Consider the following 23,817-nt stretch of genomic DNA (forward strand, 5'->3'; position numbering starts at 1 on the left):
TGTGATGTGAAGGGACATGTCGGACAGTGTCGGAGGGGACATGTCGGACAGTGCGTGTGTTAGGTCGAGGGTAGGGGTTTGGTGGGGCGGCGGTCGCGGGGTAGTCCGGAGGGGACGTCTTTGTGGTCGGGGTCGAGGGTGAGTCGTTTGACGAGGTCGTGGCCGTGGAAGACGACGACGTGGAGGTTGTCGTGCAAGACGTGGAGGTGGGCGCCGGCCCATTCGCGTCCGAGTGAGATGCGGTAGCCGCCGTAGATGTTGATGCGGCCTTTGGCGCAGGCGGTGTGGCGGGTCAGGGTCGTGCGGGGGCTGGGTGGCTGGTCGGGGTCGGGGCCGGCTTTAGGGGTCGCGAAGTAGCGCTGGTCGGGGGTCTTGCCTGCGATGCCTTGGTGGGGGCGTTGAGTGTTGAAGATGACGTCGTAGCCGTCCAGGAGCCGTTGCAGATCCGCCATGGTGATGGCCGGCGGGCGGGCATCGAGCCATTTCTTGAGTGGCTTCCAGTCGCGTTCTTTCTTCCCGCAGGTCTGCGGGTGATAGGGCGCGCAGGTCGCGTGATAGACCCCGATCCGGGCCAGACGTGCTTCGAACTCCGAGTAGGCGCCCGGCCAGCGGCGCCGGATGCTGAACGCGGCACCGTTGTCGGACAGCACCACCACCGGTTTCCCGTGCCGGTCCAGCGCGGTCTTCATGCACTCCCATACCGATGGGCCGGTCTCGCCGTCGGCGGCCAGGGTCGACAAGATCTTGCGGGAATGGTCATCGATGACCCGCACGATGACGACTTTGGCCCCTGAGGCCAGGCGCCATTCGGTTCCGTCGATCTGCCACATCCCGTTGGGTGACATCGCCTCGAACCGGCGATAACTGGAATGCGGCCGCTTGGCCGGGGTCGCCTCCACACAGCCATGCGCAGTGAGGATCTTGTGCACCGTGCGCACCGACGGCAACCCCTCGACCCCGCCCACCCGCAACCAGTCCCGCACACTCATGGCCCCACCGTCCCAGCCATCAGCGACCAACTCGTGATGCTTGGCCATCAGCAACTCCACCACCTCAGGCGGCGTCGCGTTCGGAGACCGGTGCGGACGCCTCGACTTCGGCAGCAACCCCTGCAGCCCCTCAGCCTCCAACTGCGCCCGATACCGGTAGAACGTGTCCCGGCTGATCCCGTACTCCCGGCACAACCGCGACACCGCCCCCCGCGGCACCTCATCCAGCACCACCAACGCGCCAATCGCGAACCGAACCTCCATCGAAACCACCAGATCCGCCACGACCCACCAACGAACCGCAGCCATCAAGTGTCCGACATGTCCCTACACATCTCCGTCCGACATGTCCCTTCAGAACACATGTCGGTTCCGGTTTGTAGCGCTCCCCAACCCGGCCGGATTAGCCGAAGGACGGCGTCAACCAGGCCGCCGGCGCCACCGAACTGTGCTGGAGGCCGCACGGCCGCCCCGCCTTGAGCCTCCATCAGTCATTTGGCGGCCGGGTAGATGACTGGCCGGTGCTCAAGGCCGGGGTCGATGTGCTTTGAGGTCGTCTCCGAACTGCGACTGGACCTGGATTCGATCCTTGGTTCGACGCGCGCACTGGCGCCGCTGATCGATCCGAATGAACACTCGTGTGGAACGGTCCCGGCCCATGGCGTGGCCGAGCTCATGCACCCTGAGCCCGGCTACTACGCGATCGGAGCGAAGTCCTACGGCCGCGCCCCGACGTTCCTCCTCGCTACCGGCTACGAGCAGGCTCGGTCAGTCGCCGCAGCCCTCGCCGCAATTCGTCGAACTGTCCTCATCCACGCCGCGATGAGGCCCACCTTCTGCACGAGTTCGTGCACGGGATTTCGGCCCGCAGCGACGGACGGTCGCGATCTGGTCGCAATCTGGTAGAGATGTCGCGTTCATGTGGACGGGGTGGCGCGGGGGCGCCGATGATCTGGACCGAAAGATTCCGAACCGATGTTCTGCCCAAATCTCCCGGACGCACTTCCCCGGCGCCCGGACGGTGACCCCGGAGGCTCGTTTGCCCGACCCCATTCGGCTGCTGCTGGTCGACGACCAGATCCTCAGCCGAGGCGTGCTCAGAAACGGCCTGGCGCGCGAACGCGACCTCGAGATCGTTGCCGAGATCAACAGAACCGACGATGTCGTGGCCGCCGCGAAACGGCACCGGGCAAATGTCGCCCTGCTCGACACCGCCGGTCCGGGGACCGCCAGCCTCGCCGTCACCAGCGAGCTCCGGACGCTGATCCCTGAGTGCCGGGTCGTCATGCTCACCACCTACGGCCGTCCGATCCACCTGCGCCGAGGACTCGAGGCCGGCGCCAAAGGGTTCGCCCTCAAGGGCTGCCCGGCCCCACAACTTGCCGACGCCGTCCGGCGAGTGCACCTAGGGCTCCGGGTTGTCGACGCCAACCTCGCCGCCGAGTCACTCCAGTACTCCGACACCCCGCTGAACCACGAAGAGACCGACACCCTCCGCGCAGCCCGCGACGGCGGCTCGGTCGCCATGATCGCCCGCTCGCTTCACGTCTCCGAACGCGTGGTCCGCCGCCGCCTCTGGTCCGCCATCGGAAAAACCGGCGCCCGCACCCGCTCCGACGCCATCCACACCGCCGAACACAACGGCTGGCTCCTGGACTGAATCGCCAGCCCGCAGCTAGAAGTTGTCTAGTTGGGTTAGGAGCCAGCTGGGGCCGGTGGTGGTGGCGCCTAGGGGTTCTACTCGGGCGCGGAGGCCTCGGTCGGCGGTTACTACGGTGACGGGGAGCCCGGTGGCTGGGACGAGGTAGGCGGCGGTTACTTCGGTGATGGTGTCGTCGCCGGAGGCGGGAGCTAGGACTACGCGCAGAACGCCGAGATCGAGTGGGTCGCCTTCGGTCGCTTTGCGGGCGGCGCCTTCGAGGACTACGGCGATGGTGGTGTGGGGGAGTTGTTGCTGGAGGGTGGCGAGCTTCAGCAGGAGGCGGCGGGCGGCTCCGGCGCGGTCGCGCCACCAGCCGTCAGGGCGGGAGCCGATGACGTTGGCGGCGTCGACCACGATGACCTGCTCGTCGGGAGTGCTCATGGGCTCAGTCTGCGGGTCAAGAGCAGCTGGAGAGGAACTCGCCGGTGTGGGTGACCAGGGTGTGCGGGCCCGGTACGGCGGGGAGTCGGTGTACGGCGGAAGTCACGGCGTGGTTGGTTCCGTCGGGGCCTACGACGAGGGTGTTGGGGGCATCGAGGGCGATCACCTCATCGCCTACCCGCAGGAGGACGGGCGCCATATACCGGTGAGAGACGGCGGTCCGGCCGGCGGCTAGAGCCTCGAGCGTGGCGGCAACGAGTTCGGCGGGAGTCTCGGCGGCGGCGTCGACGGCTAGCCAGGTGGTCGGCGTACCGATGGGGGTTGGAGACGTGGAGTTGTGCCAGTCGCTGCCACCGATCGGGATCGTGTTGAGGCCCCAGGACTGCCACCAGGCGATCGGGCCGCCCCAGTGGTGGTCCAGCCAGGACGAGTGCCAGATCTCGGCCAGCGGTGGGTGTTCGGTGAGGGGCTGACGCCAGGAGCAGTCGCCGCCGAGGGGGTGGTTGATGGAGAGCAGACCGCCTTGGCGAGCTACTTCGCTGACCCAGGTGGAGGCGGGCCGGCGGAAGTCGATGGCGCTGAGGTGGCCGAAGGCGTTGGCGTGGCCGGTATCGGTGGTGACTTCCTGGCCAGGGATCAGGCCGATGCCGAAGCGGTCGCTCAGACCGGGCAGCTCAGCATGGTGAGCGATCGTGTTGTGGTCGGTGATCGCGAGGACGTCGAGGCCGGCCGAGACACCCATGGCAGCGAGGTTGGCGATCGGGGTCGCGCCGTCGGAGTGCAGCGAGTGTGCGTGGAAGTCACCCGCGATCCACCGCAAACCGGGTGCGGCCGGGAGCACGCGACGCGCCGGTCGCTCCGGTACGGCGATCGCTGCCGAAGCCTCGGCGTACGAGCTGAGACCGGGGATCTCGGCGACCGGACCGGTGACCGCCTCGACGATGAGTTCGGCGCCTTCAGCCGGAAGGCGGTGGAGCCCGAGAACGACCCACCAGGTGCCGGCCTCGAGCTCACCGGGCACGTACCCAGGAGTCGCCGCGTTCGGGGTGATCGCGAACGTCTGCCGCGCACCCCCGGACCACCCGCGCCAACCGCCTGCACCCTCACACCCGAGGTCGATCACGACCCCGTCGAGATCAGGAATCGTCAACGTGACAAGGAGTCCAGGGCAACCAGCCGGTACGTCGACCGGCAGCGAATGCCAGACCGATTCGGCCCGATCGTCGAGTGTCCAGACCCGCCGGTACGACGTGATTGCCATCAGGCGACCGCCTGTCGGGCGAGCAGTTCCCCGGACTCGGCGTCGTACAGGAGCACGCGCGCGGCGGGCGCGGTCAGGAACACGGGCTTACCGGGCTCCGGCTCTTCTTCCTCGGGAACGGTCACCCCGATGAGCGTGCCGTCGCAGTCGACCGAAACGAGTGATTGGACGCCAAGGTTCTCGGCCACGACAACAGTTCCGCGCAACCCTGGTCCGGTGGCGTCGCCGGTGGTCAAGGTCAGGTATTCGGGCCGGACGCCCACCGTCACCTCAGCACCTTCCGGAGTGAAACCCTCGACCGGCAACGTCCCACCAGCGACCGAAACACCGGCCGCGGAGACCACGCCGGGGGCCAGGTTCATGGGGGTGGAGCCGATGAAGTTGGCGACGAAGGTGTTGACCGGGCGGGCGAAGACCTCGCGGGGCGTTCCCAGTTGGCGGAGTTTGCCGGACTCCATGACGGCGATGCGGTCCGCGAGAGCCAGCGCTTCGGCTTGGTCGTGAGTGACGAAGACAGTGGTGATGCCGAGGTCGCGTTGAAGCTTTTTCAAGAACGTACGGGCTTCCAGCCGGAGCCGCGCATCCAGGTTGGAGAGAGGCTCGTCCAGCAACAGCACCTTGCCTTGGGAGGCGATGGCGCGGGCCAGGGCGACGCGTTGTTGCTGACCGCCGGAGAGCTGGCCGGGACGGCGCTCCAACAGACCATCGAGCGACAGTTCGCCGGCGGTGCGTTCGGCGGTTTCGGCGCGCGTGGCCGCGGCTACCCGCCGTACCTTCAACGGGTAGGTGATGTTTTCCGCGACGCTCATGTGCGGGAACAAGGCGTAGTCCTGGAAGACCATGGCGACGCCGCGCTTGCCTGGTTCGGTGCGGGTGACGTCGGCCGCGTCGATGCGGACGGTGCCTTCGGAGGCGTTCTCCAGGCCGGCGATCGTGCGGAGCAAAGTGGTCTTGCCGCAGCCGGACGGGCCGAGCAGCGCGAAGAACTCACCGTCGGCGACGTGCAGGTCGAGGCCGTCGACGGCGCGCACGCCGTTGGGGTAGACGGTCGCCAGACCTTCGATGTCGATACCGGCCATCAGGACTTGATCCCTCCATGGAAGCGGAACCCGTACCGCGAGTTCACCAGCAGATACAGCACAACGACCGGGATCGAGAACAGCAGCGAGAAGACCGGCAGGACCTGCAGGTTCACGCTGCCGCCCTCATCGGTGAGCGTCTGCATCAGTACGGCGGCCGGCTGCAAGGTAGTCGACCGGATCAGCAGGAAGGGCACCAGGAAGTTGCCCCAGGAGTTCACGAACGCCCACACCATGATGGTCGCCAGCCCAGGACGCGCAACCGGCAGTACGACGTCCCGCAGGATCTGGAGCGTCGATGCGCCGAAGACCCGCGCCGACTCCTCGTACGACTTCGGTACGGCGTCCACGAAGTCCTTCAGAATGAAGATTGCGGCGGGCAACAAACCGCTCGTCATCACCAGCGCGACGCCGAACCGCGAGTTGATCAACCCGAGCTGGTAGATCATCACGAAGATCGGCACCATCGCTGCCGTACCGGTGACGACCGATGACAGCAGCAGAAGCCCGTACAGCAAGGCATCGCGGCCGGGGATGCGCACCCGCGACAACGCGTAGCTGGCAAACGCAGCGAACGCCGTCACCGCCAGAGCCACCGTGACGCAGATGATCAGCGAGTTCACGATCGCATGCAGCGCATACGGATGGTCGAGTGTCTTGCGCACATTCTCGAACGTCCAGTCCGGCCAATGCACGCCGAGACCAGGGTTCTTGTCGAACGGCGCCGAAGCGATCCACACCATCGGTACGGCGAAGAACAGCGTGATCGCGCAGATCAGGACGTAGAAGCCGATCCGCCGTACGACGTAGGCCGGAGTCATGCTCGCCTCCTCAGCAGCCGAAGGTAGATCAGCGAGACGAGCAGATTCGCCAGCAGGAGCAGGAAGGAGATGGCCGACGAGTAGCCGAGCTCACCGCCTTGCAGCGCGACGTTGTAGATGTAGACCGGCACGGTCTCGGACTCGTGGTTCGGTCCGCCCTTGGTGAGCAGGAACGGCGAGAAGTCGTTCGCTGTCCACAGGGATATCAACAGGGTGTTGGTAAGTACGTGGCCGCGGATGTGCGGGAACACGATATCCCGCAAGGTCTGCCAGCCCGACGCCCCGACCATCCGCGCCGACTCCAGCTGCGATGGCGGAACGGCTTGCAGGGCTGACGAATAGAGCATCATCGAGAACGCCGTACCCCGCCAGGTGTTGAACACGACCAGGCACACCATCGGGTAGTCGATCAGCCACGCCGTCCCCGTCGTACCGAGGATGCTGTTCAGCGTCCCGGTGTCCCGGTCGAAGAACGCGATCCACAGATACGCGACCACGGTCGACGGCAGGATCCAGGCCAGCAACGTCAACGCCTCGACCGTACGGCGGACTGCCGGGCGCGCGCGGCGCAGAATCCAGGCCAGCGTGAAGCCGAGGATGTTCTGGCCGATGATCGCCGAACCGAGCACGAACAGCATCGTCAGCCACAACGCGTTGTGGAACAGCGCGTCGTTCAGCGCGCGGGTGTAGTTCGCCAGACCGACGATCGACGGCGAGACGGCCTCGACGCCGGTCAGCCGATAGTTCGTGACGCCGATGTAGATGGTCCAGACCGCCGGGAACACCAGGAACGCGGCGATCAGCAGCATGGCCGGGGCCAGGAAACCGAGCGCACGCCCGGTTCCCAGCCCGGCAACATCCTGAGCAGGATGTTTGGTCCGGGTCGCCATCAGTTGCCGGCGACCTTGTCCTTGCTGCCGGCCGCAGCCTCAACGGCCTTCTGGTAGGCGATCGACGCGGCTTCGGTGGTCTTGCCGCCGACCACGTCCGCGGTCGCCTGCTGCAGTGCGGCCGAGATCTTCGGGTACTCCGCCAGGCCCGGCCGGTACTGCGTGATCGGCAGCACCTTGGTGGCGACGAAGTTCAGCATCGGGTCACTCGCCAGGACCTCGGTGTTGACGTCGGTCCGCTGGGTGATCTTGGCGGCGCCGTTCAGGGACTCCTTCACCATCTCGGCGGAGTTCATGAATTGCAGCAGCTCCCAGGCCTGCTGGGGGAACTTGGTGTTCGGGTTGATCACCGTCGTGCCGCCACCGGACATGGAGACGAAGTCCTGGCCGTTGACCCCGCCGCCCGGCCTGGCGGCCGGGATCAGCGCGTAGCCGACGGCGGTGTCGCGGTCGGCCATCTTGGCGACGCCCTCCTTCGGCTCGACGACGCTGCGCCAGAAGTAGTCGCTCTCGAGCAGAATGCCGATCTTGTTCGCGGCGAACTCGGCGAACGACTTGTCCCGGCCCTTGGCCTCGCGCTGCAGAACAGGGTCACCAAGGCCGGTGCTGTAGATCTGGTGGTAGAACTCCAGAACCTGCCGCAGCTTCGGGGTGTAGCCGAGCCACTTTCCTCCCGCGTAGACGGTGGTGCCGGTGCCCACCAGTAGCGGCAGCACGCCCTGCATCGTGGTTGCTTCGCCCATCGCGGTGCCGCCGTTGATCTGGATCGGCGTCACCCCGGACAGCGTCTTCAGCTTCTGGCCGGCGGAGATGATGTCGTCCCACGACTTCGGCTGCCAGTCGGCCGGCAGTCCGGCCTGCTGGAACAGCTTCTTGTTGAAGTAGAGGACCCGGCCGTCGGTACCACCAGGAACGCCGTACCGCTTGTTCTCGAAGGTGCCGAGCTGTTGCACCGACGCGGGGATCTGCTTCCAGCCGTCCCAGTTGTCCACCTTGCTCGCGTCGCCGACGGTGTCGGTGAGCGGCTTGATGTAGCCGGCCTGGGCGAACTCGCCGACCCAGATGCCGTCGATCTGGAACAGGTCCGGCCCGGACTTGTTCGACAGGTCCAGCGACAGCTTCTGCTTGTAGACCTCGTCGTCGGAGCCGTCGCCCTGGAACTTCACCGTGACGTCGACGCCCTTGGCCTTCTGGTCCGCGACGAACTTCGGGATCAGGACGTCCTCGGTGAACGTTGCGCCGGCGCTGCTCTTGCCGCCCTTGACCGAGTTCGAGCCGATCGTCAGCTCGACCTTCTTGGCGTCGGAGTTGCGGTTCGCGTCCTGGTCGCCGGTCCCCGACGAGCCGAGGCAGCCGGTGAGCAGGAGACCGGCGGTGGCGCTGAGGGCCAGCGCGCCGGACAGCCGAAGAGATCGCATCAGGGGGCTCCTTGCGAGAAGTCGGTACGACGGTGCCGGTCAAACATTGACACCGCAGCGCGACTTTGTGAAGACAATTACCCAAACGATGTACGGCGGGTAATCGCCGCGCCGAGCGCGGTTACCGGGAGTCGCCGCGCCGGGTCAAGTCGGAGCCGGGCGGGCAGCATTGCGGGTCCGTTAAAGTGCGCTCAAGGTTCTGTCGCAACCCGTAGTGGCCTAGATACAGAACGTGAGGAGCCGAGGTAGCGTCTTGCTCGTTCGGTTCATCGGATCGGAGGTGACTGCGAATGTTGTACGGAGTTCTTCACCTGGTAGACGACCTGCTGTTCGGGCACTACCACCACGGCCACTGGTGCTGGTGGTGAGCGGTACCGACTGGTGATTTCCCGTGAGGGAAGGCCCGGACGGTGACGACGGCGTACGGCTCCCGCTGACGCGCAAGCAGCGGAATCCCGCGCCGATCCCCGAGCATCGATCCACCTGACCGACCAGGGATCATCCAGGCGATCTCACAACTGAAGCGTGTCGATCTCTTAAGGAGTGAGAAAACAGCCGGCCCCGAGTCTCTCGGGGCCGGCTGTCATTTGCCCTGGGCAACTGATTGCCCGCAAGGACAACTGTCTGCAGGTAAAGAAACAGCCGGCCCCGACAGTGTCGGGGCCGGCCGAGGTGTTTCTGTCAGTGCGTTACTTCTGAGCGAGCTGCATCATCTGCTTCGGCAGCACCGACATCTGCGCCGGGATGGGCAGCTGGGGCTTCACGAGCTCCAGCAGGCTGCCTGCGGCGTTCGCGATCGGCAGCGGCAGGGCCAGGCCCAGCGATGCCAGCAGCGCGTTCACCAGGGCCAGGACTGCGCCCAGGATGTCCAGGCCAGGCAGCGGCAGTGCGCTCCAGCCCTGGACCGGCGTACCGGCTGTGTTCATGCTGCCGGTCGGTTGTGCCTGCTTGGCCTTCCCCTTGCCGAGCAGGGACGTGAGAGCCAGACCGCTCGCCTCGTTGACGAACGTGCCGGCCTTCTGGTCGTAGTTCCACTTCTGGCCGTCGCCGCTACGGCACGGCAGGACCAGCAGTGGGGCCGCGGCCGGAACCTTGGCCAGGTCCGCACCGCTGTCCAGGCAGGCTCCGGTCTTGGCAAGGGCGCCACCGACGCTCTTGCTCATGGCGACCTGAAGCTGGCCGGACTCGGTGTAGATCCACTCCTGGGTCTTGCCTTCCTTGCCCGGAGCGCAGGCCATCATGACGCCCATCGGGACCTTGTTGGCCGCGACGAAGGTCAGACAGTAGCGAGTGTCGGCGCGGGTGGCGATCTGCTTCGCCACGCCGATCTCCACGCCCGGAGTTGCGGCGCGGTCCGTGGCCGGCTGAGCGGCCTGGGCTGGGATGGCGGTGGCCAGTGCAACGCTGACTGCGAGGACTACCACGCCGGTACGGCTGATGAGCTTACGGGTGATCAAGACAACCTCCGAAGGTCGTGCCTATCTCAGTGAGCGTCAGGTCGTCGGGACCCCGTTACGAGAGTCGGTCCGTTTTCCGGGAACCGCTTCGCCACCCCTTGCGCGGTGGGCGGGTTGCGGGTCGATCCCCCGTGAGGAGGCGGTGTGGCCCGGAAGGCCGACAGTGACTCAACGCGACGTTGACGCCACGACCAGTAATGCACAGCTCGGTCGGCGGTGGTTATGGCAAGACCGGGGAACTTGATGCCAATGGCAACTAACTGCCAGCGAAAAGTCGTTGCGCTGGGCATCGAAATCCGGCTGCGGGCTCGCCGTGCGCACCCCGAGGGGTGGCTGTGTTTCGTTCGAGATATTACAGCAACCGCTCGATACTGGGGGAGGCCAGTGTGGAAGTTGATGCCATGGGCAACAGAGTTGTCAGTGCGGCTGCTTGTGATCCGTGGGGTCGGTGGCCACGTGCTCTTCGGTCACCAGGTGCTCGGCTCCGGGTGTTTCGTCAGCTAGCTCTGCGTCACGGTCGGCGGTGATCACCGGAGCGTGTTCACGTTCGGTCACCTGAGCGCGCAGGTTCTTGATCTCGCGGTGCCGGCGCCAGCCGCGCGCGAGTCCCTTCTTCGTCAGCCAGATTCCGGCGATCAGGGCAGCACCGGCCGCCGCACCGAGGAAGAAAACGGTCGGCACGATCACGCCGAAGTCGATCCCGAAGACCGACAGCGTGGTGGACTCGGTCGACGAGACCGAGACGCCCAAGCCGAACAGTACGGCGATGACCAGCAGAACGATTCCGAGGACGAACATGGCGCACGCTGCCTTTCAGGCCTCACTACCGAGTAGTGCGGTGAGCAGCGCGACCGCGCCGCTTTTGTCGAGTGGGTTGTTCTGGTTCCCACACTTGGGTGACTGTACGCAGGATGGGCAGCCATCCGTGCACTCACAGTGTGCAATGGCGGCACGTGTCGCGGTCAACCACTCACGCGCTGCGGCATAGCCGTGTTCGGCGAAACCGGCGCCGCCGGGATGGCCGTCGTACACGAAAACAGTGAGCTTTCCGGTGTCTGCGTGCCGTGCGGTGGAGACGCCGCCGATGTCCCAGCGATCGCAAGTGGCGAACAACGGAAGCAGCCCGATCGAGGCGTGCTCGGCTGCATGCGCGGCACCCGGTACGTCGTCCAGTTGCAGAGCCTCGATGTCTTCGTCGGGAACCGTCCACCAGACCGCCTTGGTGCGCAGCGTCCGTTCCGGTAGGTCAAGCGGTTGTTCGTCGAGGACGTCGCCCGTCGCGATCAGCTTGCGTTGGAACGAGATCACCTGGCTGGTCACCTGAACCCAGCCGCGCGACAGCTCGGCCGTCCCCCAACCGCCCGACTCCTCGGTCGCAAGGATGCTGATCTCGGTCACGTCGCGAGCAAAGGTGGTGTAGTCCGGCGCGGCCGGCTCCACGATCGCGGCATGGTTGTCCAGATCGAGAGTCCGGACCAGATAGGACTCACCCGCATGGACATAGACAGCGCCCTCGTGCACGGAGGCATGCGCCGATCCGCCGTCGACAGTGCCGAGCAGGCGACCGGTCTGGTCCTCCACGATCTGCACGGTCTTGCCACCGGCCGAGCGAATGTCGATCGCGTCGACGGCACGGTCGCGACGAGTCCAGAACCAGCCATGCGGTCGCTCGCGCAGCGCCCCTTGGCGAACCAGCTGCGCGATCGTGTCGGCCGTCGTACTGCCGAAGATGTCGTAGTCCGCTTTGGTCAGCGGTAGCTCTTGGGCGGCGGCGCAGAGCTGCGGCCCGAGAACATAAGGGTTCTCCGGATTGAAGACAGTCGCTTCAACCGGCCGCCCGAAGACTGCCTCCGGGTGACGGACCAGATAGGTGTCCAGCGGATCGTCCCGAGCGACCAGCAGCGCCAGCGCATCCCCACCGGCACGCCCCGCGCGACCGGCCTGTTGCCACAGCGATGCGCGCGTGCCGGGCCAACCCGACAGCAGCACGGCGTCCAGCCCCGCAATGTCGATGCCCAGCTCGAGGGCATTCGTCGCAGCGACCCCGGTCAGCTCGCCGCTCTGCAGCATGCTCTCGAGCCGTCGACGCTCCTCGGGCAGATAACCAGCCCGGTACGCCGAGACTTGGTCGATCAATGTGGGGTCGACCTCGGCCAGGTTCGCGCGGGCGGTCATGGCCACGGCCTCGGCTCCACGTCTCGACCGGACGAACGCGACCGTCCGCACGCCCGACACGACCAAGTCGGTCAGGAGGTCGGCCACCTCGGCCGGAGCAGAGCGCCGTACGGGGGCGCCGTTTTCACCACGTATAGAGGTGAGGGCCGGCTCCCACAGCCCGAAGGCGATCCCGCCGCGGGGTGAACCGTCGTCGACGACCGCCTCCATCGGCAGGCCGGTCAGCCGCTCACCTGACACGGCCGGCTCGGCCACGGTGGCTGATGCGCAGACGAAGACCGGATTGGCGCCGTACTGGGCGCAGATGCGGCGCAGCCGGCGGAGCACGAGAGCGACGTGGGCGCCGAAGACGCCGCGGTAGTGGTGGCACTCGTCGATCACGACGTATTGCAAGCTGCCGAGGAAGCGCGCCCAGCGCTGATGGTTGGGCAGGACCGACCGATGCAGCATGTCCGGATTGCTCAGTACATAGGTGGCGTGGTCGCGGGCCCAGTCTCGCTCCGTGCGCTCGGAGTCGCCGTCCAGGGTCGTCGGCCGCAGACCGGGCACTGTGTACGCCGAGATGGCGCGGAGTTGGTCGTGGGCCAGCGCCTTCGTCGGAGAGAGGTAGAGAACAGAGGCCGTCCGCCGGTGCGGTGAGGCTGCCTGCGCGATGCTCAGCGTCGCGAACGCAGGGAGTAAGTAGCCCAACGACTTGCCTGAGGCAGTGCCGGTCGCGACCACAACATGACGACCCCCGTACGCCGCCTCGGCCGTGGCGACCTGGTGGATCCATGGTGCTGCGATCCCGGCGTCGGCCAGCTGCCCGAGCACCTCGGGTGGAACCCATCGGGGCCATTCGCCGACGCGGCCGGGTCTGGCGGGCACCGACTCCACATGGGTGAGCCGATCGGCCCGGCCGGTGGCGAGGCGGCGCAGTACGGAAGTCGCCTCTCCTTCACGCATGCGGCGAGCCTAGTTGCCGCCACGGACAGAGTGATTCCGGTCGAGTGCACGTGCACGGATTCGTGCATCTCGGCGTGCGCGTGCGGATGCACGCGGCATTTTGGGGGAGGAGATCGACTTTCGATGCGAGGAGATGAAAGAGTTTTCCGTAACGGCCCTTCTCACGGTCCGTACATGGTTGAATGCAGCAGTTCACGGGATCGGAGGCCGAAGTGGATCTGTCGCTGACCGCGCGCGCCGAGGGCGGGCGCACCGTCATCGAGGTGGCGGGGGAGATCGACGTGTACACCGCACCGAAGCTCCGCGAGAAGATCGCAGCGCTCGTCGACGACGGGTCCTACGACCTCGTCCTGGACCTGGAACGCGTTGAGTTCCTGGATTCCACGGGGCTCGGGGTGCTTGTCGGCGGGCTGAAACGGGTCCGCACCCACGACGGATCGCTGGCCCTGGTCTGCACCCAGGAGCGGTTGCTGAAGATCTTCCGGATCACCGGTCTGACCAAGGTCTTCGACATCCACCCCGATGTCGCGTCCGCGATCTGAGGTCAGCGGTTGTGGCGTTGCCGACAAGAGAAAATGTGTCCTCACAAATACCCTGAGTGACACTCCCGCCTGACAGCTTCGGTATGGCGTAGACCACCCTGTCGTCAGGTCTGGTCGGAGAGCCGTTAGAGTGACCCACCGCGCCATGTCCTTGGCGCTGTTTGGTATTTTCCCCAACCCTTCGGTTGCGGCAGACGGGGGCCGTCAAGCCTGGATGGGTTGCCTACAAGGAGGACGGATGTCCGCGCTGCTTGCACCACAAGCGGTGGATCTTTCGTCGAGCAACACCACTCTGGTACTCGTCGTTGCAGTGATCGCGGTTCTCGCGATTGCTATTTCGATGGTTTTCCGGAGTCAGGTGCTTGCCGCGAACGATGGCACCGAGAGTATGAAAGAGATCGCCGCTGCGGTCCAGGAAGGTGCATCGGCCTTCCTGAGTCGGCAGTTCCGGACGCTGTCGGTCTTTGCTGGGGTGGCGTTCCTGCTGCTCTTCCTGTTGCCTGCGCACACCGACGGCGACAACGCGACGACGCTGAAGATCTTCCGTTCCGTGTTCTTCCTGGTCGGTGCGGGCTTCTCCGCGCTGATCGGTTACGTGGGCATGTGGCTGGCCACGCGCGCCAACGTCCGGGTCGCCGCGGCTGCCCGTGACGAGGGTCGCGAGCCCGCGATGCGCGTCGCGTTCCGCACCGGTGGCACCGTCGGTATGTTCACCGTCGGCCTCGGTCTGCTGGGCGCCTCGGTCGTCGTGCTGCTCTTCAAGGGTGACGCACCGACCGTGCTCGAAGGCTTCGGCTTCGGTGCCGCCATGCTCGCCATGTTCATGCGGGTCGGCGGCGGTATCTTCACCAAGGCCGCCGACGTCGGCGCGGACCTGGTCGGCAAGGTCGAGCAGAACATCCCCGAGGACGACCCCCGCAACGCCGCGACGATCGCCGACAACGTCGGTGACAACGTGGGTGACTGCGCCGGTATGGCCGCGGACCTGTTCGAGTCGTACGCCGTCATGCTGGTGGCGTCGCTGATCCTGGGCAAGGCCGCCTTCGGCGAGCAGGGCCTGATCTTCCCGCTGATCGTGCCGGCCATCGGCGCTTTCACCGCGGTCATCGGTGTCTTCCTGACCCGCCCGCGGGCCGGCGAGAACGGTCTGCGCACGATCAACCGGGCGTTCTACATCTCCGCGGTGATCTCCGGAATCCTGTGTTCGATCGCAGCCTTCGTGTATCTGCCGAGCAGCTTCAAGGAGCTGACCGGCGCGACCGACACGATCGCCGCCTTCGACGGTGACCCGCGCGTCATCGCCACCGTCTCGGTGATCATCGGCATCGTGCTCGCCGCGGTCATCCTGGCCATCACCGGCTACTACACCGGTACCGAGGACAAGCCCGTTCAAGACGTCGGCAAGACGTCGCTGACCGGTGCTGCCACCGTCATCCTGTCCGGTATCTCGGTCGGCTTCGAGTCCGCCGTCTACACCGCCGTCGTCATTGCAGCGGCCGTGTACGGCGCCTTCCTCGTCGGTGGCACCGGTGTGGTCGCGCTGTTCGCGATCGCGCTGGCCGGTTGTGGTCTGCTGACCACCGTCGGCGTCATCGTCGCGATGGACACCTTCGGTCCGGTCTCCGACAACGCCCAGGGCATCGCCGAGATGTCGGGCGACGTCGACGGTGAGGCTGCTCAGATCCTCACCGAGCTGGACGCGGTCGGTAACACCACCAAGGCGATCACGAAGGGCATTGCGATCGCGACCGCCGTACTGGCTGCGACCGCACTGTTCGGTTCCTACACGGACTCGATCCGGACGTCGCTCGCCGAGAACTACTCCAAGTTCGAGGCGGACGCGCTGGTCTTCAACCCGGGCACCCTGGTCGGCATCATCCTCGGTGCGGCCGTCGTGTTCATGTTCTCCGGTCTCGCGATCAACGCCGTCGGCCGCGCCGCCGGTGCGGTCGTGTACGAGGTCCGCCGGCAGTTCCGGGACATCCCCGGGATCATGGACGGAACGGGCAAGCCGGAGTACGGCAAGGTCGTCGACATCTGCACCAGGGACTCGCTGCGTGAGCTGGCGACCCCGGGTCTGCTCGCGCTCTGCGCCCCGATCGCCGTCGGCTTCGGCCTCGGCGCCGCGGCACTGGCCGGCTACCTCGCCGGTGCGATCGGTGCCGGCACCCTGATGGCGGTCTTCCTGGCCAACTCCGGTGGAGCCTGGGACAACGCCAAGAAGCTGGTCGAGGACGGTAACCACGGCGGCAAGGGTTCGCCGGCGCACGAGGCCACCATCATCGGTGACACCGTCGGTGACCCGTTCAAGGACACCGCCGGCCCGGCCATCAACCCGCTGATCAAGGTGATGAACCTGGTCTCCGTGCTGATCGCCCCCGCCGTCGTCGGCCTGTCGGCCATCGGCGACGACACCAACACCCCGCTGCGGATCGGCATCGCGCTGGCCGCGGTCGTCGTACTGGCTGTCGCTGTGATCATCTCCAAGCGCCGGGAGTCGGTCATCTCCGACACCCCCGCCGAGGCGAGCATCGCCGCCTGATTCACAGCAGTACCCGTAACGGCCCGCCGGACCTAGTGTCCCGGCGGGCCGTTCCGTTTACGGTTGACTGGTGAGACTTGCGCGAGTGCCGGCGTTCCTGCTGCTCGTCGCCGCCGGCGTGCTGGGAACGGCACAGCCGGCCGGTGCGGCGACGCAGCCCGATGCCGAGTACCTGAGCCCGGCCCACGCGCTCAACCTGACGATCATCGCTGCCGCGCACACAGCCTCCGGCCAGAGCGCGTCGTCCTGCATCCGCAAGGTCGCCCGCCAGCTGGAACGCGACCATCGGAAACTGGCCGCCCAGGAGAACACGGTCGCCGCCCGGCTCGACCTCGAGCTGGCGACGACGGTGGCCGACGATCAGCGCCGGCAGCTGGTCGCGCTGGCCGCGAAGGCGGGAAAGAAGGGATACGACGCCGCCTGGCTGCAGTTCCAGCGGCAACAGCACCAGGAGTACCTGAAGCTGGTCACGGGCGACGTCGCGAAGTCGGCGTCGCCTGCGGTCGAGTCGGTGGCCAACGGTGCGAAACCCGTGATCGAGATGGACCTGCGGATGGTGACCGGCCAGTGCAAGGACGCGACGGGGACACCGTCCGTCGACACCGGCGCCGGCGGCATGGTCGCGGATGCCCGGCAAACGCGCTCCCGGGTTGCGCTGGCCCTGATCGCCCTCGGTCTGTTGCTGTTGCTGGTGGGCAAGTCCGTCCCGGTCCGCCGGCGGCTGCTCGGCATCGGCGCACTGGGTGTCGGCCTGGTGATGCTGCTCGGCGGTGCGGTGCACGACACCGGCCAGGTACCGAAGGCCGCCGTCGGTCCGCAGGAGCGGGAGGCCGCCGTACCACCCGTCGAGCTGAAGGTGCCGGGCCTGCTGACCGTGCGGGTGCAGCCGGTTGCGGCCGGTGGGGACGGTCGGTTGCAGGTCCCGGCCACCGCTGACGTGGGGTGGTGGGCCGCTGGTGCAGCGCCCGGTGCCCAGGGCGGGACGGTGCTCCTGGCCGGGCATGTCGACACCGCTCGCGGACGGGGTGTCTTCGCCAAGCTGTCCGAGGTTCCGATGGACGCGCGGGTGGCCGTGACGGACGGCGCGGGCGAGCAGCACTGGTACCGGATCGTCGCGCGCCGTACGTACCGGCAGAACAACCTGCCACCGGACCTCTTCAACGGCTCGCAGAAACCGCGGCTGGCGCTGGTGACGTGCACCGGCTCCTACGACCACGCCGCCCACCGGTACAGCGACAACCTCGTGCTGTACGGCGTCCCGCTCGACTGACCCCACTGGAAGGCATTCGCGTTCTCGGGGGTGCTCGGGGGTCCCGCTCAGGGGTTCAACTGATGCCCTTGTCTACCCGGCACCCCCAGAATCAACCTGCGGGTGGACACACCGGGTCCGCCCCGGGTCCGATGATCTTGGCCGGTCCGCCCTCGATACTGAGGGGGCACAGCCCGCCCACCATCACTGGCGCGCCACCGAACGAGGAGTACGGCAATGATCGAGGCACACGGCCTCACCAAGAGATACGGCGCCACGGTTGCCGTAGACAATCTGTCGTTCGAGGTGAAACCCGGCAAAGTGACCGGCTTCCTCGGCCCCAACGGTGCCGGCAAGTCCACCACCATGCGCATGATCCTCGGCCTGGACACCCCGACCGCCGGCTCCGTCACCATCGACGGCACCCGGTACCGGGACCTGAAGCGGCCGCTGACGAAGGTCGGTGCGCTGCTGGACGCGAAGTGGGTGCACCCGAACCGGTCTGCCCGCGCTCACCTGGCCTGGATGGCAGCGTCCAACAAGCTGCCGAAGTCCAGCGTCGACCGCGCCCTCGACATGGTCGGCCTGACCGAGGTCGCCGGCAAGCGGGCCGGAACCTACTCGCTGGGTATGTCGCAGCGGCTGGGCATCGCCGGCGCACTGCTCGGTGATCCCGAGGTGCTGCTGTTCGACGAGCCGGTCAACGGTCTCGACCCGGAGGGCATCGTCTGGATCCGGACCTTCATGCACCGGCTGGCCGACGAGGGCCGGACGGTCCTGGTCTCCAGCCACCTGCTCTCCGAGATGGCGCTGACCGCCGAAGACCTGGTTGTCATCGGTCGCGGCAAGCTGATCTCGCAGAGCACCACGCAGGAGTTCGTCGACCGTGCGAGTGGGACGACCGTCAAGGTGCGGACGCCGCAGCTCGACCAACTGGCCGGGGTGCTGCACCAGCAGCAACTGGTCACCCGGATCGAGGACGTCGAGGGGCAGGGCAAGGTGCTCTTCGTCGAGGGCGACCTGACCACCGACCAGATCGGTGAGTCCGCTGCTGCGCACGGCATCGTGCTGCACGAGTTGACCATGCAGCGCGGCTCGCTGGAGCAGGCGTTCATGCAGATGACCGGCGACTCGGTCCAGTACCACGCGACGGACGGACAGCTTCCGGACCCGTCCATCACCGAGGTGGCCGCGGGGCCGAAGGAGGACAACTGACATGTCGGCTTCCACTGCAACGGCTCCCACAACCTCCTCGTACGGCGGCCTGGCCGTCATCAACGTCGAGCGCATCAAGCTGTTCACCACCCGCTCACCGTGGTGGTGCATGATCGTCGCGGCCGTGCTGAGCGTAGGTCTGGCGGCGCTGTTCACCGGGTTCATCCCGAGCGACCAGGAGCAGCAGGCGACGATCTTCATCACCCAGGGCGGCACGCAGTTCAGCCAGATGGTGATGATGGTGATGGCCGCGCTGGCGGTCACCACCGAGTACCGGTTCGGCACCATCCGGACCAGCTTCCAGGCTGTACCGCAGCGGTCGCAGATGTTGCTCGGCAAGACTGTCGTCGTCGGCCTTCTGGCCGGACTGGTCGGCCTGGTCGCCGCCTTCGGTGCCTGGTTCATCGGCACTCTGTTCGTCGGCAGCGCCGACCTGGCCATCGACACCGGAGCCGAGTGGCGGCTGCTGGCCGGGCGCGGCATCGTTTTCTTCCTGTCCGCTGTGATCGCCGTTGCGGTCGGCATCCTGATCCGGCAGAGCGCCGGTGCGATCGCGATCCTGATCCTCTGGCCGCTGCTGGTGGAGAACCTGTTCAACCTGATTCCCAAGATCGGCGACGACCTGTCGAAGTGGTCGCCGTTCCAGAACGCCAGCTCCTTCCTGACTCAGGGCAACGACGGTGGTTTCGCCGGCGCGGTCGGTGACGCCAGCAACTACGCGCTGAGTCCCTGGTGGGCCCTGCTGTACTTCGCCGGTTGGGCGATCGGGCTGCTGGCGATCGCGCTGTTCAGCGCGAACAAGCGCGACGCGTAACAAAGCTCGGCCGGGCTGAGGGGTCCTGGTCGCTACGGCCCGTGGAACGTAAAGTTCCGCGGGCCGTTCCTTTGTGCTGACCTGGTGGCTCGTCTAGGGTCCGGCGCATGACTGACTGGGCAGCGGTTCGCGCTGACGACTTCGCCGTACCGGCTGATCGGCCGCTGGATGAGCTGGTGGGTGAGCTGTCGGGGCTGCTGCGGTCGGCTGATCCGGTGCAGCGGGATGGGGTGGCTTACTCGACGCTGGCGACCTGGATCGGTCGTGGGGTGTTGGGTGCGGGGCAGTTGTCGGAGCTGGGCGATGAGATGGCTCGGCGGTTTGGGGATGCGGAGCTGCAGGCGCGGACGTTTGCTCCGCTGATCCTGGACTGCATCGTGTCGGCCGGTGTGTACGAGGCGAGCTGGGTGCCGCCGTTCGAGCGCTGGTACGTCGCTGAGACGGACCTGCGCGGGTATGACGCGGAGCTGGGCTGGCTGCATGCTGTGGCGCACGGGGCCGACCTGCTGGGGACCCTGGGGCTCTACCCGGCCGTGGAGCCGGTGGAGATGCTGCGGCTGGGCATTGGACGGCTCCTGACGCCCACGGAGTACGTGTGGCGGGACATGGAGGACGACCGGCTCAGCTACGCGCTGGCGTGCACGCTGACGCGTTCTGAGCTCACTGTCGAGGATGCGGTCGATTGGCTCGTCCCGGCGTTCACGGGGATCACTCCGCTCGGGTTGACGATCGATCCGGTGAATACGAACACCACTCGGACGCTGCGGGCGCTCTACGTGTTCGTGGACCGCGGTGTGCGGTTGCCGGACACGAGTGAGCCCACGCTGATCCCGCATGCCGCGGAGATCAAGGCGCAGTTGGTTGAGGTGCTGCGCCAGGTGACGCGCAGCTACTTCTGAGGCATCTTGCGCAGCACGGTGGTGAGCTGCTGCAGACAGGTGTTGGCTGCTGAGACGGAATACCCGTCCCACCAGGCCGCGGGGTCCAGCCGAGCGACTCGGCCGGCCTTGACTGCGGGCAGCTGGGTCCACAGCGCGTTGTTCGTATACGACTTGAAGATCTGATCCGGGGCGGCGTCGAACGCGCCGCCACCGACGAAGTAGAGGATTACGTCGGCATCCGCGAGCACGCCGACGTGCTCCCGGCCGATCGGGTAGTACGTGTCCGTGCCGCCCGATGCAGTCGTCGACTTGCTCCGCCGTACCCGGACCTCGTCGAGGATCGTGGATCCGAAGATCGGGCCGCGGAGAATGCGCAGCTCGTTGTTCGTGAAGTGCAGCAGGACCACGGAACGCTTTGTCAGGAAGGCCTTGTGCTCGGTCTTCACCTGCAGGGCCCGCTCGCGGAAGCTGGCCAGCTTCGCGTCCTGCTTGCCGGACTGGCCGAGGAGGTCGGCGATGCCGCGCACCGACTCCTGCCAGGACTTGCCCTTGCCGGCGTTCTCGTACGGAACGGTCGGGGCGATCGCGGACAGCTGCGGGTAGAGGTCCTTGATGCGCTGGAGATTGCCGATGATCAGGTCCGGCGCGAGCTTGACGATCTTCTCGAGGTTCGGCTGGTTGAAGCCGAGCGACTCGAAGCCGGCCGCGGGACGAGGGAGGTAGCCGGGGATGCCCACGGCGCCACCGAGCGTCTCCGAAGCGATCAAAGGCGCGCCGACCTCGAGGCTGACCTGCAGCCCGCCGGATGCGTCCAGTGAGACCACGCGCTTCGGCGACACCGGGATGTAGGCGTTGCCGAGGGGATGCTGGACGCTCCGCGTCTCGGCGACCGACGGCCGGATGTCACCATCCGATCCACAACCGGTCAGACCGGCGACGACGGCCGCGCCCAACAGGCCGGCAAAGCCACGGCGTCCCAGGGCGGTTTGGCGGTCGTCGTACGGCATGCTGGTAAGGCTACCCTTGCTCAATGGAGACCGGATCCCTCTCAGGGCATCAGTCGACGGGTGGTCCGCGCATCCTACTTTCGTCTGCGTTTTCCCTGAAGCACCCCCGGGGCGCGCCACCAGAGCCGTTGTCCATGACAAGGTCTGTGCAGGCAAAAACCTTGGTCCCCTCCCAGGGTGATGCCGACGGTGGTGCCAACGCCACCGCCGGAAGTAGTGCCTACACCATCAGATTTGGTCCTCGGCACCGTTAACTTTTGGTGGACGGAAACAGTCGGGGGCAGCAGTTGCAGAGAGGGCGCGTGGAAGTCATGGTTGCGACATACCTGAAGAGATGGGTCGGCAACCGGATCCTCAGTAGGACCACCCGGAAGGGTGGTCTCGACCTGCTGAAGATGCGGATGTTCCCGACACAGGTGACGTTGCCGTTGCGCCGGCAGGGACTTGACCCGCTGCCCGCCCTGGGCGAGGTGCGGGAAGTCGACCCGGTGAACCGGCTGGCGCACGTCTTCGGGATCACGGTGTGGATGGTCACCGGGCACGCCGAATCGAAGGCCGTGCTCGCCGACACCACGAACTTCAGCAACGACATCCGGCCGCTGGTCGGCTCGGACCCGAACAAGCCGTCCGAGGGGATCGGCGGTCTCGGGTTCACCGACCCGCCGGACCACACCCGGCTGCGCAAGCTGCTCACCCCCGAGTTCACCAAGCGCCGCCTGGCCCGGCTGGAGCCGATGATCGAGAAGATCGTCAACGACCAGCTCGACCTGATGGAGGCCAAGGGCCCGGTCGCCGACATCGTCGCCGACTTCGCTTTCAACGTGCCGTTCCTGCTGATCGCCGACCTGCTCGGCGTCGAGGAGCAGGACCGCGACCGCTTCCGTGCCCTCGGCCCGGCCCGGTTCGACCTGTCCGCGGGTGGGATCGGGGTGTTCGGTTCGGCGAGTGAGTCGCGCGACTTCCTGTTCGAGATCGTCCGCAAGCAGCGCGAGAACCCGGGTGACGGGCTGATCGGATCGATCATCCGGGCCCAGGGCGACGACCTGGACGACGTCGAGCTCGGTGGTCTCGCCGACGGCGTCTTCCTCGGTGGGTATGAAACCTCGGCCAGCATGCTTGCCCTCGGCGCGCTCGTGCTGCTGCGCAACCCCGAACACTTCGAGCGGATCCGCACCGAGCCGGGCGCGGTCGATGTGATCGTCGAAGAGCTGCTGCGGTATCTGACCGTCGTACAGGTGGCTTTCCCGCGGTTCGCGCGGCACGATCAGGAGTTGTTCGGCAAGCAGGTCAAGAAGGGCGACCTGGTCGCCGTCTCCCTGTCGGGCGCGGATCGCGACAAGAACGTCTTCGGTGACGACGCTGAAGACTTCTACCCCCGCCGAGCCTCGTCTGCCGCGCACCTGGCCTTCGGTCACGGCATGCACCGTTGTGTCGGCGCCGAACTGGCCCGGATGGAACTGCGCGCCGCGTTCCTCGCGCTGGCTCACCGCTTCCCGGACCTGGCCCTCGCCGTACCGGAAGAACAACTCCGCTTCCGCGAACTCTCCATCGTCTACGGCCTCGACTCGCTCCCCGTCCAGCTCCACGCCACCAAAACCCAGCAGGCCGCCGGCTGACATGACCGTCCCGGACTACATCGCCCGGATGCCCCGCAAACGCCAAGCATCCGCCGTGCTCATCCGGGACGAGTCGAATCGCGTGCTGCTGCTCGAGCCGTCGTACAAACCCAACTGGGAACTCCCCGGCGGCATCGTCGAAGCCGACGAATCCCCCTGGGCAGCAGCCGCCCGCGAAGTACTCGAAGAACTCGACCTGGTGCTGCCCATCGGCCGCCTCCTGGTCGCCGACTACATCCACGCCTACGAAGACCGCCCCGAAGGCATCAACTTCGTCTTCGACGGCGGCACCCTCGCGGACGCTCCCACCACTTTCCCCGACGGCGAAATCCTCTCCGCCCACTTCCTGACGCTGGCTGAGGTGCAGCCTCGAGTTCGCTCGATGATGCACAACCGCATCACCACGGCGCTGGCCGCAATCGCCGAAGGAGCAACAGCCTTGTGCGAACAAGGCTTCCGCGTCGCGTAGGAGTTGTACCTGCCGCACTGATCAAGCGCCGCGAAAGCTCAAGCCGCGCGGCACCTCCAGCGTGCCGGCACGCCCGCCGGTGAGCTTGGTCAGTGTCTGGCGTTCGCACGAGGGAACGAATCTGAGCCGATGCCGGTCCTGCAGGCCATCACAAGTGGCTGTGCTGCAGTCGCCCAGGCTCAGACCCCAGCACGGCAGGCATTTGTGATGGCCTGGCGGTTGAGCACTGAGTGGAACAGCCGAACTGGGCGCGAATCGGCCGGTGGTTGGCTGTTGGCCGGGTTGTTGGTGGGTGCGGGGTCGGGGTGCGATGGCGGGATGAGCGTTCGGGTTGGGGTTTTGGCGCCTTTGAGTCGGCCGGGGT

General features: G+C 66.7%; 21 protein-coding genes. 10 read left to right on the forward strand and 11 right to left on the reverse strand.

Features of this window, described 5'->3' with window-relative positions; translation table 11 throughout:
* Nucleotides 1-59 precede the first annotated feature (59 nt).
* On the reverse strand, nt 60-1,298 hold the full coding sequence (locus E1263_RS33355; protein ID WP_132174724.1) for a DDE-type integrase/transposase/recombinase: 1,239 nt from the start codon (nt 1,296-1,298) through the stop codon (nt 60-62).
* Nucleotides 1,299-1,529: 231 nt separating this feature from the next.
* Here E1263_RS33355 and E1263_RS33360 point away from each other — a divergent pair, with 231 nt between their 5' ends.
* On the forward strand, nt 1,530-1,895 hold the full coding sequence (locus E1263_RS33360) for a hypothetical protein (protein WP_238161762.1): 366 nt from the start codon (nt 1,530-1,532) through the stop codon (nt 1,893-1,895).
* Between the two features lie 133 nt (nt 1,896-2,028).
* Entirely contained in the window at nt 2,029-2,649 is a 621-nt protein-coding gene (locus E1263_RS33365; RefSeq protein ID WP_238161763.1) for a response regulator transcription factor, read from the forward strand.
* Between the two features lie 15 nt (nt 2,650-2,664).
* Here E1263_RS33365 and E1263_RS33370 read toward each other — a convergent pair whose 3' ends face one another.
* The 9 genes from E1263_RS33370 to E1263_RS33410 form a co-directional block, all read right to left on the reverse strand.
* Nucleotides 2,665-3,072, reverse strand: coding sequence for a hypothetical protein (locus E1263_RS33370; protein ID WP_132174728.1), 408 nt, complete (start codon nt 3,070-3,072; stop codon nt 2,665-2,667).
* 16 nt (nt 3,073-3,088) lie between these two features.
* The gene (locus tag E1263_RS33375; protein ID WP_132174730.1) at nt 3,089-4,333 is read right to left on the reverse strand and encodes a CehA/McbA family metallohydrolase; all 1,245 of its coding nucleotides are present in this window, start codon (nt 4,331-4,333) and stop codon (nt 3,089-3,091) included.
* Nucleotides 4,333-5,412 (reverse strand): ABC transporter ATP-binding protein, encoded by a 1,080-nt coding sequence (locus E1263_RS33380; RefSeq protein WP_132174732.1) that lies wholly within the window; start codon nt 5,410-5,412, stop codon nt 4,333-4,335. Before E1263_RS33380 ends, E1263_RS33375 begins: the two co-directional genes overlap by 1 nt.
* On the reverse strand, nt 5,412-6,233 hold the full coding sequence (locus E1263_RS33385) for a carbohydrate ABC transporter permease (protein ID WP_132174734.1): 822 nt from the start codon (nt 6,231-6,233) through the stop codon (nt 5,412-5,414). Before E1263_RS33385 ends, E1263_RS33380 begins: the two co-directional genes overlap by 1 nt.
* A complete protein-coding gene (locus E1263_RS33390; protein ID WP_132174736.1) occupies nt 6,230-7,123 on the reverse strand; it encodes a carbohydrate ABC transporter permease in 894 nt (297 codons plus the stop codon). Before E1263_RS33390 ends, E1263_RS33385 begins: the two co-directional genes overlap by 4 nt.
* Entirely contained in the window at nt 7,123-8,541 is a 1,419-nt protein-coding gene (locus E1263_RS33395; protein WP_132174738.1) for an extracellular solute-binding protein, read from the reverse strand. The genes E1263_RS33390 and E1263_RS33395 overlap by 1 nt, the downstream gene beginning before the upstream one ends.
* Nucleotides 8,542-9,230: 689 nt before the next feature.
* Complete coding sequence (locus E1263_RS33400; protein WP_132174740.1) at nt 9,231-9,998, reverse strand: ricin-type beta-trefoil lectin domain protein; 768 nt, start codon at nt 9,996-9,998, stop codon at nt 9,231-9,233.
* Nucleotides 9,999-10,415: 417 nt separating this feature from the next.
* A complete protein-coding gene (locus E1263_RS33405; protein ID WP_132174742.1) occupies nt 10,416-10,796 on the reverse strand; it encodes a hypothetical protein in 381 nt (126 codons plus the stop codon).
* Between the two features lie 15 nt (nt 10,797-10,811).
* Entirely contained in the window at nt 10,812-13,118 is a 2,307-nt protein-coding gene (locus E1263_RS33410; RefSeq protein WP_132174744.1) for a DEAD/DEAH box helicase, read from the reverse strand.
* Nucleotides 13,119-13,300: 182 nt separating this feature from the next.
* On the opposite strand from E1263_RS33410, the gene E1263_RS33415 reads away from it, so the two are divergent.
* From E1263_RS33415 to E1263_RS33440, 6 genes are all read left to right on the forward strand, one after another.
* On the forward strand, nt 13,301-13,660 hold the full coding sequence (locus tag E1263_RS33415; protein ID WP_272949713.1) for an STAS domain-containing protein: 360 nt from the start codon (nt 13,301-13,303) through the stop codon (nt 13,658-13,660).
* Nucleotides 13,661-13,898: 238 nt separating this feature from the next.
* Nucleotides 13,899-16,202, forward strand: coding sequence for a sodium-translocating pyrophosphatase (locus E1263_RS33420; protein WP_132174746.1), 2,304 nt, complete (start codon nt 13,899-13,901; stop codon nt 16,200-16,202).
* 70 nt (nt 16,203-16,272) lie between these two features.
* A complete protein-coding gene (locus tag E1263_RS33425; RefSeq protein WP_132174748.1) occupies nt 16,273-17,472 on the forward strand; it encodes a DUF4142 domain-containing protein in 1,200 nt (399 codons plus the stop codon).
* A gap of 216 nt (nt 17,473-17,688) precedes the next feature.
* A complete protein-coding gene (locus E1263_RS33430; protein ID WP_132174750.1) occupies nt 17,689-18,666 on the forward strand; it encodes an ABC transporter ATP-binding protein in 978 nt (325 codons plus the stop codon).
* 1 nt (nt 18,667) lies between these two features.
* Nucleotides 18,668-19,480 (forward strand): ABC transporter permease, encoded by an 813-nt coding sequence (locus E1263_RS33435; protein WP_238161764.1) that lies wholly within the window; start codon nt 18,668-18,670, stop codon nt 19,478-19,480.
* Between the two features lie 107 nt (nt 19,481-19,587).
* Entirely contained in the window at nt 19,588-20,379 is a 792-nt protein-coding gene (locus E1263_RS33440; RefSeq protein ID WP_132174752.1) for a DUF2785 domain-containing protein, read from the forward strand.
* On the opposite strand, the gene E1263_RS33445 is transcribed toward E1263_RS33440, so the two are convergent.
* Complete coding sequence (locus E1263_RS33445) at nt 20,370-21,368, reverse strand: ABC transporter substrate-binding protein (RefSeq protein ID WP_132174754.1); 999 nt, start codon at nt 21,366-21,368, stop codon at nt 20,370-20,372. The two genes, E1263_RS33440 and E1263_RS33445, sit on opposite strands and share 10 nt — an antisense overlap.
* A 311-nt stretch (nt 21,369-21,679) precedes the next feature.
* Between E1263_RS33445 and E1263_RS33450 the strand changes: the two genes are divergently transcribed.
* On the forward strand, nt 21,680-22,984 hold the full coding sequence (locus E1263_RS33450) for a cytochrome P450 (protein ID WP_132174762.1): 1,305 nt from the start codon (nt 21,680-21,682) through the stop codon (nt 22,982-22,984).
* A 1-nt stretch (nt 22,985) separates the two neighbouring features.
* A complete protein-coding gene (locus tag E1263_RS33455) occupies nt 22,986-23,453 on the forward strand; it encodes an NUDIX domain-containing protein (RefSeq protein WP_132174756.1) in 468 nt (155 codons plus the stop codon).
* Nucleotides 23,454-23,817: the final 364 nt, after the last annotated feature.

Source organism: Kribbella antibiotica, from assembly GCF_004349055.1.
Taxonomy (GTDB): domain Bacteria; phylum Actinomycetota; class Actinomycetes; order Propionibacteriales; family Kribbellaceae; genus Kribbella; species Kribbella antibiotica.